Raw genomic sequence first — 15,860 nt, forward strand, 5'->3', positions numbered from 1 at the left:
GCGGCGTCACCGGTCGGCGGGCGGGCGGGACTCCTTCCCGTCCGCCGACTCCGGTCCGTCCGCCGGCTCCTTCCCGTCCGCCGTTCCCTGCCCGTCCGCCGACTTCGACGGCGTGGCGCTCCACGCCGCGCAGAACAGCGTCAGCTTCGCCGTGAAGTTGATCCACAGCAGCAGCGCGATCGGCGTACCGAACGCCCCGTACATGCTCTTCGCCGCGACCCCCTGGAGATAGCTGCTGAGCAGCAGCTTCAGCAGCTCGAAGCCGACCGCGCCGAGCAGCGCCCCGACCACGAGCCGGCGGCGCGGCGGCAGCACGCCGGGCAGCCGGGACAGGACGTAGAGCATCAGCAGGAAATCGGCGAGCACGGCGATGCAGAAGCCCGCCGCCGTCAGCAGCCCGCCGACGCCGTCCAGACCCGTCCGGTCGACGACCCAGCCGACGGCCGCGGTGGCGAACGCCGAGCAGGCGAAGGAGAGCAGGGCGACCCCGCCGAGGCCCAGCAGCACCGCCCCGTCCTTGAGCTTGAGGAGGACGGGGTTGCCGGGGCTCTCCTCCTTCTCCCAGACGGCGCGCAGGCACTCGCGCAGGGAGCCGATCCAGCCGAGGCCGGTGAAGAACAGCAGGGCGCCGGCGACGACCCCGACGGTGCCGGCGTTGTCGACGAGCCCGCTGAGGTCGAGCTGGCCGGAGATGCCGGGCACCTGCTCGGCGAGCTTCTGCTCCAGCTCATGCATCTGCTGCTTGCTGAGGACCGCCGCGCCGATCGCCGCACCCACTGTGACCAGCGGAAACAGCGAAAGGAAGCTGGTGAAGGTGATCGCGGCGGCCAGCCGGGTCCACTTCACCCGGTCCAGGGTCTCGTAGGAGCGCCACGCGTGGGTGCGCATCAGCCGGGCGATCACGGGCCCGATCCCCGGCAGCCGGGTCAGCCATTCCATGGTCAACACCTACCATCCACGGGCCCTCGCGGGCGTCCACGGGCGGCTGTACGCCTACCCGGCGGGGCGCCGGGCACGCGCGGTGACCAGGGGCTACCGGGAGGCGGCGGGCGGGCGCGTGGCGCCCGGCTGGCGCGGTACGGCGGACGCGGGGTCGCCGTCCTCGCCGTCCGCGAAGGGGTACTCGCGCTCCAGCCGCCATACGCCGTCGGCGCCCTGCTCGTAGAGGGCGAAGCCGGTGATCGTCCAGGCGGCCTCGAACTCCGCGAGCTCCTCGAACGCCCGGTCCATGGCCTCCTCGGCGATGCCGTGGGCGATGGTGACGTGCGGGTGGTAGGGGAACTGGAGCTCGCGGGCGACGGGCCCGGAGGCGTCCCGGACGCGCTTCTGGAGCCAGGCGCAGGAGGAGGCGCCCTCGACCACGTTGACGTAGACCACGGGCGAGAGCGGGCGGAAGGTGCCGGTCCCGGACAGGCGCATCCGGAACGGGCGGCCGAGCGCCGCGACCCCGGCGAGGTGCTCCTCGATGGCGGGCAGCGACGAGTCGTCGACCTCGGTGGGCGGCAGGAGGGTGACGTGCGTGGGGATGCCGTGCGCGTGCGGGTCGCCGAAGCCCTCGCGGCGCTTCTGGAGGAAGCTGCCGTAAGGCTCCGGGACCGCGATCGAAACGCCGAGCGTTACGGTCCCCACTGCGTTCTCCCTCCTGTGCGCCTGTAAGTCCCCGTGGCCAGTGTGACGGCTGTGCCACACCTGGTGCCAGGTTCGCTGGTCCCGTGCGCGCGGGGCCCTGGGTCCCGCGCGCACGCCCCGGTACGTCGGTCAGTGCTTGGCGGGCAGGAAGCCCACCTTCTCGTACGCCTGTGCGAGAGTCTCGGCCGCGACCGCGCGGGCCTTCTCGGCGCCCTTGGCGAGGACGGCGTCCAGCGTCTCCGGGTCGTCCAGGTACTCCTGCGTACGGGCGCGGAAGGGGGTCACCCAGTCCACCATGACCTCGGCGAGGTCGGTCTTGAGCGCACCGTAGCCCTTGCCCTCGTACTTCTGCTCCAGATCCGCGATTGTCGTGCCGGTCAGCGTGGCGTAGATGGTGAGCAGATTGCTGACGCCCGGCTTCTCCTCGGCGTCGAAACGGATCACGGTGTCCGTGTCGGTGACGGCGCTCTTGATCTTCTTGGCGGAGACCTTGGGCTCGTCGAGGAGGTTGATCAGGCCCTTCGCCGTCGACGCCGACTTGCTCATCTTCGCCGAGGGGTCCTGGAGGTCGTAGATCTTCGCCGTCTCGCGCACGATGTGCGGCGCGGGGACGGTGAAGGTGTCACCGAAGCGGGTGTTGAAGCGCTCGGCGAGGTCACGGGTGAGCTCGATGTGCTGACGCTGGTCCTCACCCACCGGAACCGCGTTCGCCTGGTAGAGCAGGATGTCGGCGACCTGGAGGATCGGGTACGTGAACAGGCCCACCGTGGTCTGGTTGGCGCCGTGCTTGGCCGACTTGTCCTTGAACTGCGTCATCCGCGACGCCTCGCCGAAGCCCGTCAGGCAGTTCATCACCCAGCCGAGCTGGGCGTGCTCGGGCACATGGCTCTGCACGAAGAGGGTGCAGCGGTCCGGGTCCAGGCCCGCGGCCAGCAGCTGGGCCACGGCCGTGCGGGTGTTGGCGCGGAGCTCCTCCGGATCCTGCGGCACGGTGATCGCGTGCAGGTCGACGACCATGTAGAAGGCGTCGTGGGTCTCCTGGAGCGCGACGTACTGCCGGACGGCACCGAGGTAGTTCCCGAGGTGGAACGAGCCTGCGGTGGGCTGGATACCTGAAAGAGCGCGCGGACGATCAAGAGCCATGCGCACATTCTCTCAGGTGCCGCGACGGACTCGGTCCGGCGGTGCGGGCGAGGTAGTAGAAAGCTCGGTAACAGCATGCCCGTACAGCGAACGGAGCACACGGTGACATCCACGGAACGCGGCATCGCCGCCGCCGAGGCCCACAGCGCGCACAACTACCACCCGTTGCCGGTCGTCGTCGCCTACGCGGAAGGTGCGTGGATGACCGATGTCGAGGGCCGCCGCTATCTCGACATGCTGGCCGGCTACTCGGCGCTCAACTTCGGGCACGGCAACCGCCGGCTGATCAACGCGGCCAAGGCGCAGCTCGATCGGGTGACTCTCACCTCGCGCGCCTTCCACCACGACCGCTTCGCGGAGTTCTGCGCGGAGCTCGCCGCGCTGTGCGGCAAGGACATGGTGCTGCCGATGAACACCGGCGCGGAGGCGGTCGAGACGGCCGTCAAGACCGCCCGGAAGTGGGGCTACCGCGTCAAGGGCGTGCCGGACGGCCGGGCGAAGATCATCGTGGCCGACAACAACTTCCACGGCCGCACCACCACGATCATCAGCTTCTCGACGGACGAGGAGGCCCGCGCGGACTACGGCCCGTACACCCCCGGCTTCGAGATCGTCCCCTACGGCGACCTCGCCGCGCTGGAGGCGGCCGTCGACGAGGACACGGTGGCGGTGCTGCTGGAGCCCATCCAGGGCGAGGCCGGGGTGCTCGTACCGCCGCCCGGCTACCTGCGCGGGGTCCGGCGGCTGACGGCCGAGCGCGGGGTGCTGTTCATCGCCGACGAGATCCAGTCCGGCCTGGGCCGCACGGGCCGGACCTTCGCCTGCGACCACGAGGACGTGGTCCCCGACATGTACGTCCTCGGCAAGGCGCTCGGCGGCGGCGTGGTCCCCGTGTCGGCCGTGGTGGCCTCCGCCGACGTCCTCGGCGTGTACCGCCCCGGCGAGCACGGCTCGACGTTCGGCGGGAACCCGCTCGCCTGCGCGGTGGCCCTGGAGGTCGTGGCGATGCTGCGCTCCGGCGAGTTCCAGCAGCGGGCCACGGAGCTCGGCGAGCACCTGCACCAGGAGCTCGGGCTGCTGGTGGGCGGCGGCGCGGTGGAGGCGGTGCGCGGGCGCGGGCTGTGGGCCGGGGTCGACATCGCCCCGGCGAAGGGGACCGGGCGGCAGATCTCGGAGCGGCTGATGGACCGGCGGGTGCTGGTGAAGGACACGCACGGGTCGACGATCCGGATCGCGCCGCCGCTGGTGATCAGCAAGGAGGATCTGGACTGGGGGCTGGATCAGCTGCGGGCGGTTCTGGCCTGACGGGTGTCCGGGCGGGGTGGGGGCGGTGGGGGGGGGGCCGCTGCGCGGGGCTTTGTCCCCGCCCCGCCCCTTCCCGAACCGGGGCTCCGCCCCGGACCCCGGTCCTCAAGCTCCCCCAGCTACCGCTGGGAGGTGCCCCCAGACGGGCTGAAAATCAGCCCGTCCGGCGCTTGAGGACACCGCGCGTCAGCGCGGAAGGGGGCCTGGGGGCGAAGCCCCCAGTTACGGGAAGGGGCGGGTAGGGGACAACGCCCCGCGCAGCGGCGGTCAGACGATCACGTGCGGGACGAAGCGCGCGTAGCCGTCCGTCACCAGCCCCGCGGACTCCCGTATCCCCAGCCCCGCCGGCTCCTCCCCCACCACCCACGCCCCCAGCACCACATGGTTCCCGTCGAAGGCCGGCAGCGGGGCCAGCCCCTGGTAGCAGCACGGCTCGTCCCGCGGCGTGGGGTCGCCGCCGGCCGGATGCACCGTGACGCCGGCACCCTCGCGGCCGAGCAGCGGCTTCGCGACCCAGCCGGTGGTCGAGGCCAGTTCGCGCGGGCCGTCGAGGTAGGCGGGCACGAGGTTCGGGTGACCGGGGTAGAGCTCCCAGAGCACGGCCAGCAGGGCCTTGTTGGACAGCAGCATCTTCCAGGCGGGCTCGATCCACAGCGTGGAACCCGTACCGCCGCCGTTGTCGAGGGTGTCCAGGGCGTACGGCCCGAAGCGGTCGGTGGCCAGCCACTCCCAGGGGTAGAGCTTGAAGCAGGCCCGGACGAAGCCGTAGCGGTCGTCGACGAAGCGGCCGGAGACCCGGTCCCAGCCGATGTCCTCCATGGAGACGGCCCGGGTCGCGAGGCCGGCCTGCTCGGCGGTCTCGCGCAGGTAGGCGACCGTCATCAGGTCCTCGCCGAGCTCGTCGCCGGCCGAGTGGGCGAAGTGCAGCGGCGCGCCCGGGGGCAGCAGGTGCGCCTGCCGCCGCCAGGCGTCGACGAGCCGCTCGTGGAGGGAGTTCCACTGGTCATGACCGGGGAATCGTTCCTCCATCCAGAACCACTGGGCGCTCGCGGCCTCCACCAGCGAGGTCGGGGTGTCGGCGTTGTACTCCAGCAGGGTGGCCGGGCCCGTGCCGTCGTAGCGCAGGTCGAAGCGGCCGTAGACGGTGGGGAGTTCGGCGCGCCGGTGCCAGGACTCGGTGATCAGGGCCGCCAGCCGGGGGTCGGTGATCCCGAGGTCGGCGAGGCGCTCGTGCTCGACGAGGTGCGCGGCGGCGGCCAGGCACATCCCGTGCAGCTCGGCCACGGTCTCCTCCAGCGCCTCGACCTCGGCGAGCGGGAAGGAGTAGTACGCGCTCTCGTCCCAGTACGGGCGCAGGGAGCCGTCCGGGTGGCGGGTGAGGGGATAGATGACGCCCTGCTCCTCGACCGTGGCCTGCCAGCCGGGGCGCGGGGCGAGGCGGTGCCGCTCCATCCGCGGTCAGCCGCCGCTCGAACCGGAGCCGGAGCAGCCGAAGCCGCCGCGGTCGACGGCCTGGCTCTTGCTGAAGGTGCCGCTGTCGGCGTAGCCGCCGGACTTCCCGGAGCCGTAGTACCAGCGGGCGGAGGACGAGCCGCCGCCGCTGCCACCGCTCCCGCTCCCGCTGCCGCCGCTCCTGCACGCCTTGGAGTCCAGGACGCGGTAGCCGCGGGCGGCGTCGTAGCTCTTGGGATCGACGCAGCGCTTGTCGGGTTCGGAGCCGCAGGAGGTCAGGGCGGCGGCGAGGGCGCCCATGCCGCCGAGTATCACCGTGGACGAGCGGAGCCGGCGTTTCGTCTTTTCTGCCATCTGGTTCTGACCCCCGTCAGCTGAACTGGACTCGCGGAAACGGGTTCACCCTAGGGGGCGGCCGCGTGGGGGTACGGGCCTGGGGGTTTCCCCTGTCCGCCCCTTCCCGCTTTGTCGCCGGACGCCGGACGGGCCCCGATTCGCCGGGCCGGGTCCGGCGGCCGGTTCCCGGGGAACCCGGCCGCCGGGCCTACAGTCGACGCGTGCTCCTCGGGATGTTCTGCGCGCTCGGTTCCGCGGTCTGCTTCGGCACCGCGTCCGTCCTCCAGGCCGTCGCCGCCCGCGCCTCCGCCCCCGGCACCGGCTCGGGCGTGGACCCCCTGCTGCTGTGGCGGGTGCTGCGGCAGTGGCGCTATCTGGCGGGGCTCGCGCTCGACGCGCTCGGCTTCGCCCTCGAACTCGTCGCGCTGCGGAACCTGCCCATCTACGCCGTGGGCGCGGCCCTGGCCGGGAGCCTCGCGGTGACCGCCGTGGTGGCGTCACGGGTGCTGCGGGTGCGGCTCCGCGGGGTGGAGTGGGCCGCGGTGGGCGTGGTGTGCGGCGGGCTGGCGCTGCTGGGCCTGGCCTCCGGCGCGGAGGGCGGCCTCACGGGCGGCCCGGCGCTGCGCTTCGGGGTGCTCGCCGTCGCGGCCGCGGTACTGCTGCTCGGCGCCGCGGCCGGCCGGCTGCCGGGGCGGGCGCGGGCGGCGGCCCTGGGGCTGGGCGCGGGCACCGGCTTCGGCGTGGTGGAGGTCGCCGTCCGCCTCCTCGACGACTTCTCACCCGGCGCGCTGCTCACGAACCCGGCCTCGTACGCCCTGCTGCTCGGCGGCGGCGCGGCGTTCCTCCTCCTCACATCGGCGCTCCAGCGCGGCTCGGTGACGGCGGCGACGGCGGGCATGGTCCTCGGCGAGACGCTGGGGCCTGCGGTGGCGGGGGTGGTGTGGCTGGGCGACCGGACGCGGGAGGGGTTGGAGCCGTTGGCTCTTCTGGGGTTCGGGGTGGCGGTGGTGGGGGCGCTGGGGTTGGCGCGGTTCGGGGAGGCGCCGGAGGGGGATGTGGGGCGGGTGGGTTGATCGGGCCGGGTGGGAGCGGGGTTGCCGCTGCGCGGGGCCTTTTCCCCACCCCGCCCTTTCCCGAATGGCCTCGAACGCCGGCCAGGCTGAAGATCAGCCTGGCCGGCGTTCGAGGCCACCGCGCGTATGCGCGGAACGGGGGCCCGGGGGCTTGCCCCCGCCACGCGGCGGAGCCGCACATCGGATGCAGCGGGAAGGGGCGGGGTGGGGTGGGGAAAGGCCCCACGCAGCGGCCCGCACCCGCCCACCGCACCCAACCCCGTCAAACCCCCGGCGGCAACGACCGCACCAACGCCTCCAGCGCCCCCGCGAAAGCGTGGTCCGGCGGCGTCCCGTACCCCACGATCAGCCCGTCCTCGTTCGAGGACGCCGCCACCCCATCCCCGCGCCGGAACCGCGACAACCCCTCCAGCGCCAGCCCCTGCCACGCCGCCGCCTGGAGCGTCGCCCGCTCCGTGCCCGGCGGCAGGGCCAGGACCGCGTGGAGGCCTGCCGCGATGCCGGTGACGCGGATGTGCGGGGCGTGTTCGGCGAGTTCGGCGACCAGCTGGTCGCGGCGGCGCCGGTAGCGCTGGCGCATCGCGCGGACGTGGCGGTCGTACGCGCCGCTGGTGAGGAGTTCCGCGAGGGTCAGCTGGTCGAGGACGCCCGAGCTCCACTCCCCCGCCCGCTTCAGTGCCAGTACGTCGCCCACCAGGTGCTCCGGCAGCACCATCCACGACAGCCGCAGGCCGGGGGCGAGCGACTTGCTGGCCGTGCCGAAGTACACGACGCGGTCGGGCGCGAGGCCCTGGAGGCAGCCGACGGGCTGGCGGTCGTAGCGGAACTCGCCGTCGTAGTCGTCCTCCAGGATCGTCCCGCCCGTGCGCACGGCCCAGTCGACGACGGCGGCCCGCCGGTCGGGGTGCAGCGGCACGCCCGTGGGGAACTGGTGCGCGGGTGTGAGCAGCACCGCCCGTACGCCCCGGCGTTCCGCCAGGGCGGCGACGTCCGCGCCGAGCGGGTCGACGGTCAGTTCCGAGCGGCGCAGCCCGGCCCGTTCCAGCGCCTCGTGGTGGAACCGGAGCCCGTACTCCTCGACGCCCACCTCGCGGGTGCCGCGCCGCCGCAGCACCCGGCTGAGCAGCGAAAGCCCCTGGGTGAAGCCCGCGCACACCACGATCCGCTCCGGGTCGGTCCGCACGCCGCGGGCGCGGGCCAGGTAGTCGGCGAGGGCGGCCCGCAGTTCGGGTCGGCCGCGCTCGTCGACGTGGCCCAAGGCGTCGTTCGGGGCGGCCGCGAGGGCCCGCCGGGCGGCGGAGAGCCAGGCGGCGCGCGGGAAGGCGGAGACGTCCGCGGTGCCGGGCCGCAGGTCGTAGGCGGGCCGCCGGGCCGTGCGCGGCGGCGTGGAGCCGCGCTCGGGCGCGCGGGGCGCGGCGCGCGGTGCGACCCGGGTGCCGGAGCCCTGCCGGGCGGTGAGCCAGCCCTCGGCGACGAGCTCTCCGTAGGCGTCCGCGACGGTGTTCCGGGCCAGGCCCAGGTCGGCGGCGAGGGAGCGGGAGGACGGCAGCCGGGTGCCGGGGGCGAGCCGGCCGGTCCGTACGGCGTCGCGCAGAGCCCTGATCAGGCTCGCCCGGACCCCGCCCGGCCCGGTCAGGTCCAGGTGCAGGTCGGCGCCGGTACCGGGGTGCGGACCGGCGCCGGTCCCCGCCGAAGTGGCCCACGATCTCTCCATGGGAGTGGACCATACCGGTGGGCTATCCGAACCCTAGGGTTGTTTCCATGACCACGACGAACGCCTCTCACCCCACCCACACCCACGCGCCCCGGATGCTCCTCCACGAGGTCGCTCCCGACGTCCAGAAGGCGATGATCGGGCTGGAGATCGCCGCCCGTAAGGGCCTCGACCCGACGCTGATCGAACTGGTCAAGATCCGCGCCTCGCAGCTCAACCACTGCTCCTTCTGCCTCGACATGCACACCAAGGACGCCCGTCGCATGGGCGAGAGCGAGGAGCGGATCTACCTGCTCAGCGCCTGGGAGGAGGCCGTCGGCCTCTACACCGAGAAGGAGCAGGCCGCCCTCGCGCTCACCGAGGCCGTGACCGTCCTGACCGACGGCTTCGTACCGGACGCGGTGTACGAGCGCGCCGCCCGCAGCTTCGAGGAGCCGGAGCTGGCCCGGCTGATCTCCCTGATCGTCACGATCAACGCCTGGAACCGGATCGGCGTGACCACGCGCCTGTTCCCGGGCGCCTACAAGGCCCACGCGTGACCTCCGCGGCCGCCCTGCGCGCCCTGCACCACACCCCGGCGCCCGGGGGCGGGCCGCTCGTCCTGCCCGGCCCCTGGGACGCCGCGAGCGCCCGCGCCTTCGCGGACGCCGGTTTCCCCGCGCTGGCGACGCCGAGCGCGGGGGTGTCGGCCTCCCTGGGGTACGCGGACGGGGAGGCCCCGGCGGCGGAGATGTTCGCGGCCGTCGCCCGGATCGCCCGCGCCGTGGACGTGCCCGTCTCGGCGGACGTCGAGGACGGGTACGGGCTCGCGCCCCGCGAGCTGGTCGGCCGGCTCCTGGAGGCCGGTGCCGCCGGCTGCAACCTGGAGGACAGCGACCGGCGCGGCGGCCCGCTCAGGGACCCGCGCGAGCAGGCGGACTTCCTGGCGGCGGTGCGGGCCGAGGCGGGCGACGCGCTCGTCGTCAACGCCCGCGTCGACACCTTCCTGAGGGGCGACGCGGACCCGGCCCCGGCGATCGCCCGCGGCCGCCTGTACGCGGCGGCCGGGGCGGACTGCCTCTACCCGATCCTGGCGCCGCCGCCCCTGCTGGCCGTCCTCGGCGAGGCCGTGGGCCTGCCGGTGAACGCCCTCGCCCTGCCGGACGGCCCGCCGCCGCGCGAGCTCGGACGGCTGGGCGCGGCGCGGGTCACGTTCGGGGGCGGGCTGCACTCCAGGGCGATGGCGGGTGTGGCGGAGACGGCCGCACTGCTGGCCGCCGGCCTGCGGGACGGGGACTGAGCCGGGTCCCCGGACCAAGACGCCGGACGGGCTGGAATTCAGCCCGTCCGGCGTTTGAGGCCACCGCGCGCCAGCGCGGAACCGGGGGTCCGGGGGGCTTGCCCCCGGTTACGGGAAGGGGCGGGTAGGGGCGGGTATGGGAAAAGACCCGCCGGTCACGCCCCCGGTCACCCCCTTACGGCAACCACTTCTTCCACACCTCCGGGTGCCGCTCCACCCACCGCTTCGCCGCCTCGTCCGCCGAAAGCTTCTCCTCCGCGATCATCTGCGCCACCTCGTTCTGGTCGTCCTTCGACCAGTGGAAGTTCTTCAGGAACCGCGCGGCCTTGCCGCCCTTGCGGGTGAAGTCCGCGTTGAGGAACTTCTTCAGCGTCGAGGTCGGGTAGGCGCAGTTCACGGTCGAGGGGTCGGCCGCGCCCTTCTCGGCGCAGGCGTCCGTGTACGGCGGCAGCTTCACCTCCACCATCGGCACCTCGTTGAACAGCCACTGCGGCTCGTACCAGTAGCTGAGGAAGGGCTGCTTCTTCTTCGCGAACTGCTGGATCTGGGTGATCTGCGCCGCCTCGGAGCCCGCGAAGACGACCTTGTAGTCCAGGCCGAGGTTCGCAACGAGCGCCTTGTCGTTGGTGACGTACGACGGCGAGCCGTCCAGCAGCTGGCCCTTGCCGCCGCTCTCGGCGGTCCGCAGCTGCGAGGCGTACTTGTTCAGGTTCTTCCAGTCGAGGACGTCCGGGTGGGCGTCCGCGAAGTACTTCGGCACGAACCAGCCGATGTGGCCGGTGACGCCGAGGTCGCCGCCGGGGGCGATGGTCTTCTTGTCCTCGACGTAGCGCTTCTCCTGGTCCGGGTGGCCCCAGTCCTCCAGGATCGCGTCGACGCGGCCCTGGCTGAGGGCGTCCCAGGCGGGCACCTCGTCCACCTGCACGGTGTCGACGCGGTAGTCGAGCTCGTGCTCCAGGAGGTACTTGGCGACGGCGGCGTTGGCGCGGGCGCCCACCCAGGACTGCACGGACAGGGTGACGGTCTTCGTGCCCGCCGCGTCGGCGTACGGGGACGCCTGCTTGGTCATGTCGGCCGCTCCGCAGCCGGTGGTGGCGAGCAGGGCGAGGGCGCCCGCCGCCACGATCCACTGACGGGTTCTCACGCGCCCGCTCCCTTCTTCTCCGCCTTCGTCGGCTGGGTGACCCGGTCGAGCATCAGCCCCAGGCAGACGATCGCGGCGCCGGCGACCAGGCCGGTGGCGAGGTCGCCCTGGGCGAGGCCGAAGACGACCTCGTAGCCGAGCGCGCCGCCGCCGACGAGACCGCCGATGATGACGACGGACAGCACCAGCACCACGGCCTGGTTGACCGCGAGCAGCAGCTCCGGCCGGGCCAGCGGGAACTGCACGTGGCGCAGCTGCTGGCCGCTGGTGGCACCGAGCGAGCGCGCCGACTCCATCGCGCCGGGGTTGACCTGGCGCAGGCCCTGGCTGGTGATCCGGACCACGGCCGGCAGCGCGTAGACGACGGCGGCCGCGGCGGCCGGTGCCCGGCCGATGCCGAAGAGGGCGACGACGGGGATGAGGTAGACGAACTGCGGCATGGTCTGGAAGACGTCCAGGACCGGGCGCAGCAGCCGGTCGACGCGCGGGCTGCGGGCCGCGGGCACGGCGACGGCGAAGCCGAGGACGAGCGTGACGGCGACGGCCGCCAGCACCTGCGAGAGGGTGTCCATGGAGACGTCCCAGCGGCCGAGCACGCCGATCGCGGCGAGCGCGAGGACGGCGGTCAGGGCGGTGCGCCAGGTGCCGATGAGCCAGGCGAGGGCGGCGACCAGCAGCAGGGCGCCCCACCAGGGCAGGCCCTGGAGGCCGTCGCGCAGCGGGTCGAGGATCCAGCCGGTGTAGTGGGCGGCCCACTCCGCGGTGCCGCCGATGCCGGGAACGCCGGAGTAGAGGTGGTCGACCATCCAGTCCTTGGCGTCGTTGACCGGCGCGGCGATGGACAGGGTCCAGGTGTCGGGCCAGTTGCGGGCGTCCAGGAGGCGGGCGGCGACGGCCGCGGCGGCGGTGGCGGCCGCGACGAGCGGCCACACGAGGCGGCCGGACGGGCCGTGCGAGGCGCGTCCGTCGCCGGCGGCCGCGGTGGTCCGGTCGAGGACGATCGCGAGCAGCACGATGGGGATGCCGGCGGCGAGGGCGCTGCCGACGTCGACGGTCGACAGGGCCTGGTAGACGCGGTCGCCCAGGCCGTCGGCGCCGATGACGGACGCGATGACGGCCATCGACAGGGCCATCATGATCGCCTGGTTGACGCCGAGCAGCAGCTCGCGGCGGGCCAGCGGCAGCCGGGCGGTCAGCAGCCGCTGCCGGGAGGTCGCGCCGAGGGACTCGACGGCCTCCAGCACGCCCTTGTCGGTGGCCCGCAGGCCCAGCGCGGTCAGCCGTGCCATCGGCGGGGCCGCGTAGACGACGGTCGCGAGGACGGCCGGGGCCACGCCGATGCCGAAGACCAGCACGACGGGCATGAGGTAGGCGAAGGCGGGCAGCGCCTGCATGGTGTCCAGGACCGGCCGCAGCGCGCGGAACGTGCGCTCCGACAGGCCGGCCGCGAGGCCGAGGAGCGCGCCGACGACGACGGACGCGGCGACGGCGACGATCATCAGCGCGAGCGTCCGCATCGTCGGCACCCACATGCCGAGCAGTCCGCACACGGCGAACGACGCGAGCGTGGTGACGGCGACCCTGACCCCGGCCACCCGCCAGGCGAGCAGCCCGGCGCCGGCCGTCACGCCGGCCCAGCCGAGGGCGAGGAGCACGGTGTAGACGGCGTGCACGGCGCCGATGATCGCGCCGCTGATGTGGCCGAAGAAGTAGAGGAAGAGCCAGTGGTGGTCGCGGTTGTCGATGATCCAGTCGTTGGCGCGGCCGAGCGGGCCGGTCAGGTCGACGGTCAGCGCCTGCGGCCAGGCGCCGCCGCCCCAGGCCATGGTGGCGAGGGGGCCGAGGACGGCCGCGGCGACGGCGAGCACGAGGAGCTTGCGGGCGGCGGGGCGGGCCAGCAGGGCGCGCAGCGCGCCCGGCGCCGCGGGCGGCGCGTCCACGGGTGCCGCGTCGGCGGCGGGGCGGGCCGCGGGACCGGCCGCGGGGGCCTTGGCCTTGGTGGCGGAGGCGGGGCGGGCGGGGGAGGTGGCTGTGCTCACGCGGTCCACCTCGTCCCCTTCGGGGCCGGGCGGGTGCCGGGCGCGGCGCTCACCGGGAGCGCCGTCCACCGGTGGTCGGTGCGTACGTTCATGCCGCCGCCTTCCCGTCGCCGTCCAGTCCCGCCACCACGCCCAGCAGGCCGCGGTGGTCGACGACGCCGATGCAGCGGCCGCCGTCCACGACGCGGGCGGCCGTGCCCGTGCGGGCCACGGTGCCGATCGCGTCGGCGACGGTCGTCGTCGGGTCCAGGGCCTCGCCCGTGTCCGCCTCGCCGGCGGCCGGGGGCCGCATCGCGCGGCGGACCGTGAGGACCTGCTCGCGGGGGACGTCCCGGACGAAGTCGCGGACGTAGTCGTCGGCCGGCGAGCCCACGATCTCCTCGGGCGTCCCGCACTGCACGACCCGGCCGTCGCGCATCAGCGCGATCCGGTCGCCGATGCGCAGCGCCTCGGCGAGGTCGTGGGTGATGAAGACCATGGTGCGGCCCTCCTCGCGGTGCAGGCGGTCGACCTCCTCCTGCATGTCGCGGCGGATCAGCGGGTCGAGCGCGCTGAACGGCTCGTCGAACAGCAGTACTTCGGGGTCGGCGGCGAGGGCGCGGGCGAGGCCGACGCGCTGCTGCTGGCCGCCGGAGAGCTGGCCGGGGCGGCGGTCCTCCAGGCCGGCGAGGCCGACCTTGGCCACCATCTCGCGGGCCTTCTCCCGGCGTTCGGCCTTGCCGACGCCCTGGATCTCCAGGCCGTACGCGACGTTGTCGAGGACGGTGCGGTGCGGGAGGAGGCCGAAGTGCTGGAAGACCATGGCGGCGCGGTGCCGGCGCAGGTCGCGCAGGGCACCCTTGTCCATGCCGCAGACGTCCTCGCCGTCGATGGCGATGGTGCCGGAGGTCGGCTCGATGAGCCGGGTCAGGCAGCGGACGAGCGTGGACTTGCCGGAGCCGGACAGGCCCATGACGACGAAGACCTCGCCCTGCCGGACGTCGAAGGACACGTCGCGCACGGCGACCGTGCAGCCGGCCTCCTCGCGCAGGTCCTCGGCGCTGAGCTCGGCGAGCTCGCCGCCGGGCACCCGGTCGGCGTGCGGTCCGAAGACCTTCCACAGGTTGCGGACGGAGAAGACCGGGGCGGCGGTGGCGGCCGGTGCCGCGGCCGCGCTCACTTGGTATCACCGCCCGTGGCCGGGGCCGGGACAAGCAGCTCGGCGCACTTCTCCCCCACCATCAGCACGCCGATCATCGGGTTGACCGCGGGCATCGTCGGGAAGACGGACGCGTCGGCGATGCGCACGCCGTCGAGGCCGCGGACCCGCAGCTGCGGGTCGACGACGGCCTGTTCGTCGTCGAAGGCGCCCATCCGGCAGGTGCCGGCGGGGTGGTAGACGGTGTGCGCGACCTGGCGGGCGTAGGCGCTGAGCTCCTCGTCCGAGGTGATCTCCGGGCCGGGGCAGACCTCGCGCTTGAGCCAGCCGGCCAGCGGCTCCGTCTTGGCTATCTCACGGGCGATCTTGATGCCGTCGACCAGGGTGCGGCCGTCGTAGTCGTCCTCGTCGGTGAAGTACCGGAAGTCCAGGGCGGGCTTGACGGCCGGGTCGGCGCTGGTGAGGTAGAGCCGGCCGCGGCTGTGCGGCTTGGGGATGTTGGGGGTCATCGACACGCCGTGCGGGGGCTTCTCGTAGCCGATGCGCTCGGGGTTGTCGGTGAACGGGATCTGGTAGAAGTGGAACATCAGGTCGGGGCCGTTGGCCGCCGGGTCGCGCTGGACGAACAGGCCCGCGTCGGAGTCCATCGCGGAGTTCTCGGGGATCGGCCCGTGGGTCTCCCAGACGATGACCGACTCGGGGTGGTCCAGGAGGTTCTCGCCGACGCCCGGCAGGTCGTGGACGACGGGGATGCCGAGGGCGTCCAGGTCGGCCTTGGGCCCGATGCCGGAGTGCAGCAGCAGCCGGGGGGTGTCGACGGCGCCGGCGCACAGCAGGACCTCGCGGCCCGCCTCGACGAGGATCTCGTCGCCCTCCTTGGTGCGGACCCGCACGCCCGTGGCCCGGGTGCCGTCCAGCTCCAGCTTGTACGCCCAGGTCTCCAGCATGATGCGGAGGTTGGGGCGGTCGCCGGCCTCGATGTGGGGGTGGAGGTAGGCGACGGAGGCGGAGGAGCGCTTGTTGTCCTCCGGGTGGTAGGCGAGGTCGAAGAAGCCCACGCCCTCGTGGAACGGCTGCTTGTTGAAGCCCTCGACGCGCGGCACGTCGATCGCGGCCTGCGCGGCCTCGACGAAGTCGCGGGCGATGGCGTTCCGGTCCTTCTCGTCGACGGCGACGATGTTGTTGCGCAGCCGGGCGAAGTACGGGTCCATCGACTCCGCGTCCCAGCCCTCGGCCCCGGCCGTCGCCCACTCGTCCCAGTCGCCGGGCAGCGGCTTGAAGGAGATCAGGGTGTTGTGCGAGGAGCAGCCGCCGAGCACGCGCGCCCGGCTGTGCCGGATGTGGGAGTTGCCGCGCGGCTGCTCCGTCGTCGGGTAGTCGTAGTCGAGGTCGCCGCCGAGCAGCCCGAGCCAGCGGCGCAGGGTGAGCACGTCGGGGCGGTCGATGTCGGACGGGCCGCCTTCGATGACGACGACGCTGGTGCCGGGGTCCTCGGCGAGGCGGGAGGCGATCACCGATCCGGCGGTGCCGCCGCCCACGACGACGTAGTCGGCGGTGATCTTCGCGCGGGTCTCTTCAACGGGGGGCATGGGGGTACTCCTCGGAGGG

At 73.7% G+C, this 15,860-nt stretch carries 14 protein-coding genes; 4 read left to right on the top strand and 10 right to left on the bottom strand.

Annotation, left to right across the window (positions count from 1 at the left end; genetic code table 11):
• Window positions 1–6 precede the first annotated feature (6 nt).
• The 3 genes from SMD11_RS13100 to trpS all read right to left on the bottom strand — a co-directional run bounded on the left by SMD11_RS13100 (window position 7) and on the right by trpS (window position 2,772).
• Window positions 7–939 (bottom strand): YihY/virulence factor BrkB family protein, encoded by a 933-nt coding sequence (locus tag SMD11_RS13100; RefSeq protein WP_087926635.1) that lies wholly within the window; start codon window positions 937–939, stop codon window positions 7–9.
• Window positions 940–1,032: 93 nt separating this feature from the next.
• A complete protein-coding gene (locus SMD11_RS13105) occupies window positions 1,033–1,629 on the bottom strand; it encodes a 2'-5' RNA ligase family protein (protein WP_087926636.1) in 597 nt (198 codons plus the stop codon).
• A gap of 129 nt (window positions 1,630–1,758) precedes the next feature.
• Entirely contained in the window at window positions 1,759–2,772 is a 1,014-nt protein-coding gene (gene trpS / locus SMD11_RS13110) for a tryptophan--tRNA ligase (protein WP_087926637.1), read from the bottom strand.
• A 102-nt stretch (window positions 2,773–2,874) separates the two neighbouring features.
• Here trpS and rocD point away from each other — a divergent pair, with 102 nt between their 5' ends.
• The gene (gene rocD / locus SMD11_RS13115; protein ID WP_087926638.1) at window positions 2,875–4,077 is read left to right on the top strand and encodes an ornithine--oxo-acid transaminase; all 1,203 of its coding nucleotides are present in this window, start codon (window positions 2,875–2,877) and stop codon (window positions 4,075–4,077) included.
• Between the two features lie 267 nt (window positions 4,078–4,344).
• On the opposite strand, the gene SMD11_RS13120 is transcribed toward rocD, so the two are convergent.
• Both SMD11_RS13120 and SMD11_RS13125 read right to left on the bottom strand, forming a co-directional pair.
• Window positions 4,345–5,529 (bottom strand): glutathionylspermidine synthase family protein, encoded by a 1,185-nt coding sequence (locus SMD11_RS13120; protein ID WP_087926639.1) that lies wholly within the window; start codon window positions 5,527–5,529, stop codon window positions 4,345–4,347.
• 6 nt (window positions 5,530–5,535) lie between these two features.
• A complete protein-coding gene (locus SMD11_RS13125) occupies window positions 5,536–5,883 on the bottom strand; it encodes a hypothetical protein (RefSeq protein ID WP_087926640.1) in 348 nt (115 codons plus the stop codon).
• A gap of 215 nt (window positions 5,884–6,098) precedes the next feature.
• Between SMD11_RS13125 and SMD11_RS13130 the strand changes: the two genes are divergently transcribed.
• Window positions 6,099–6,938, top strand: a complete 840-nt coding sequence (locus SMD11_RS13130) for a hypothetical protein (protein WP_087930474.1) — start codon at window positions 6,099–6,101, stop codon at window positions 6,936–6,938.
• A gap of 262 nt (window positions 6,939–7,200) precedes the next feature.
• Here the strand turns inward: SMD11_RS13130 and SMD11_RS13135 are convergent, their stop codons facing one another.
• Entirely contained in the window at window positions 7,201–8,652 is a 1,452-nt protein-coding gene (locus SMD11_RS13135) for a PLP-dependent aminotransferase family protein (RefSeq protein WP_087926641.1), read from the bottom strand.
• 47 nt (window positions 8,653–8,699) lie between these two features.
• Between SMD11_RS13135 and SMD11_RS13140 the strand changes: the two genes are divergently transcribed.
• Together SMD11_RS13140 and SMD11_RS13145 are read left to right on the top strand one after the other, a co-directional pair.
• Window positions 8,700–9,191 (top strand): carboxymuconolactone decarboxylase family protein, encoded by a 492-nt coding sequence (locus SMD11_RS13140; RefSeq protein ID WP_087926642.1) that lies wholly within the window; start codon window positions 8,700–8,702, stop codon window positions 9,189–9,191.
• The gene (locus tag SMD11_RS13145; RefSeq protein WP_087926643.1) at window positions 9,188–9,931 is read left to right on the top strand and encodes an isocitrate lyase/PEP mutase family protein; all 744 of its coding nucleotides are present in this window, start codon (window positions 9,188–9,190) and stop codon (window positions 9,929–9,931) included. Before SMD11_RS13140 ends, SMD11_RS13145 begins: the two co-directional genes overlap by 4 nt.
• A gap of 175 nt (window positions 9,932–10,106) precedes the next feature.
• Here the strand turns inward: SMD11_RS13145 and SMD11_RS13150 are convergent, their stop codons facing one another.
• The 4 genes from SMD11_RS13150 to SMD11_RS13165 form a co-directional block, all read right to left on the bottom strand.
• The gene (locus SMD11_RS13150; RefSeq protein WP_199843869.1) at window positions 10,107–11,075 is read right to left on the bottom strand and encodes an ABC transporter substrate-binding protein; all 969 of its coding nucleotides are present in this window, start codon (window positions 11,073–11,075) and stop codon (window positions 10,107–10,109) included.
• Window positions 11,072–13,015, bottom strand: a complete 1,944-nt coding sequence (locus SMD11_RS13155; RefSeq protein WP_087930475.1) for an ABC transporter permease — start codon at window positions 13,013–13,015, stop codon at window positions 11,072–11,074. The genes SMD11_RS13150 and SMD11_RS13155 overlap by 4 nt, the downstream gene beginning before the upstream one ends.
• A gap of 187 nt (window positions 13,016–13,202) precedes the next feature.
• Window positions 13,203–14,273: a quaternary amine ABC transporter ATP-binding protein gene (locus tag SMD11_RS13160; protein ID WP_087926644.1), complete on the bottom strand. Its 1,071-nt coding sequence runs from the start codon at window positions 14,271–14,273 to the stop codon at window positions 13,203–13,205.
• Window positions 14,270–15,841, bottom strand: a complete 1,572-nt coding sequence (locus SMD11_RS13165; RefSeq protein WP_087926645.1) for a GMC family oxidoreductase — start codon at window positions 15,839–15,841, stop codon at window positions 14,270–14,272. Before SMD11_RS13165 ends, SMD11_RS13160 begins: the two co-directional genes overlap by 4 nt.
• Window positions 15,842–15,860 lie beyond the last annotated feature (19 nt).

Source organism: Streptomyces albireticuli, from assembly GCF_002192455.1.
Classification (GTDB): Bacteria; Actinomycetota; Actinomycetes; order Streptomycetales; family Streptomycetaceae; genus Streptomyces; species Streptomyces albireticuli_B.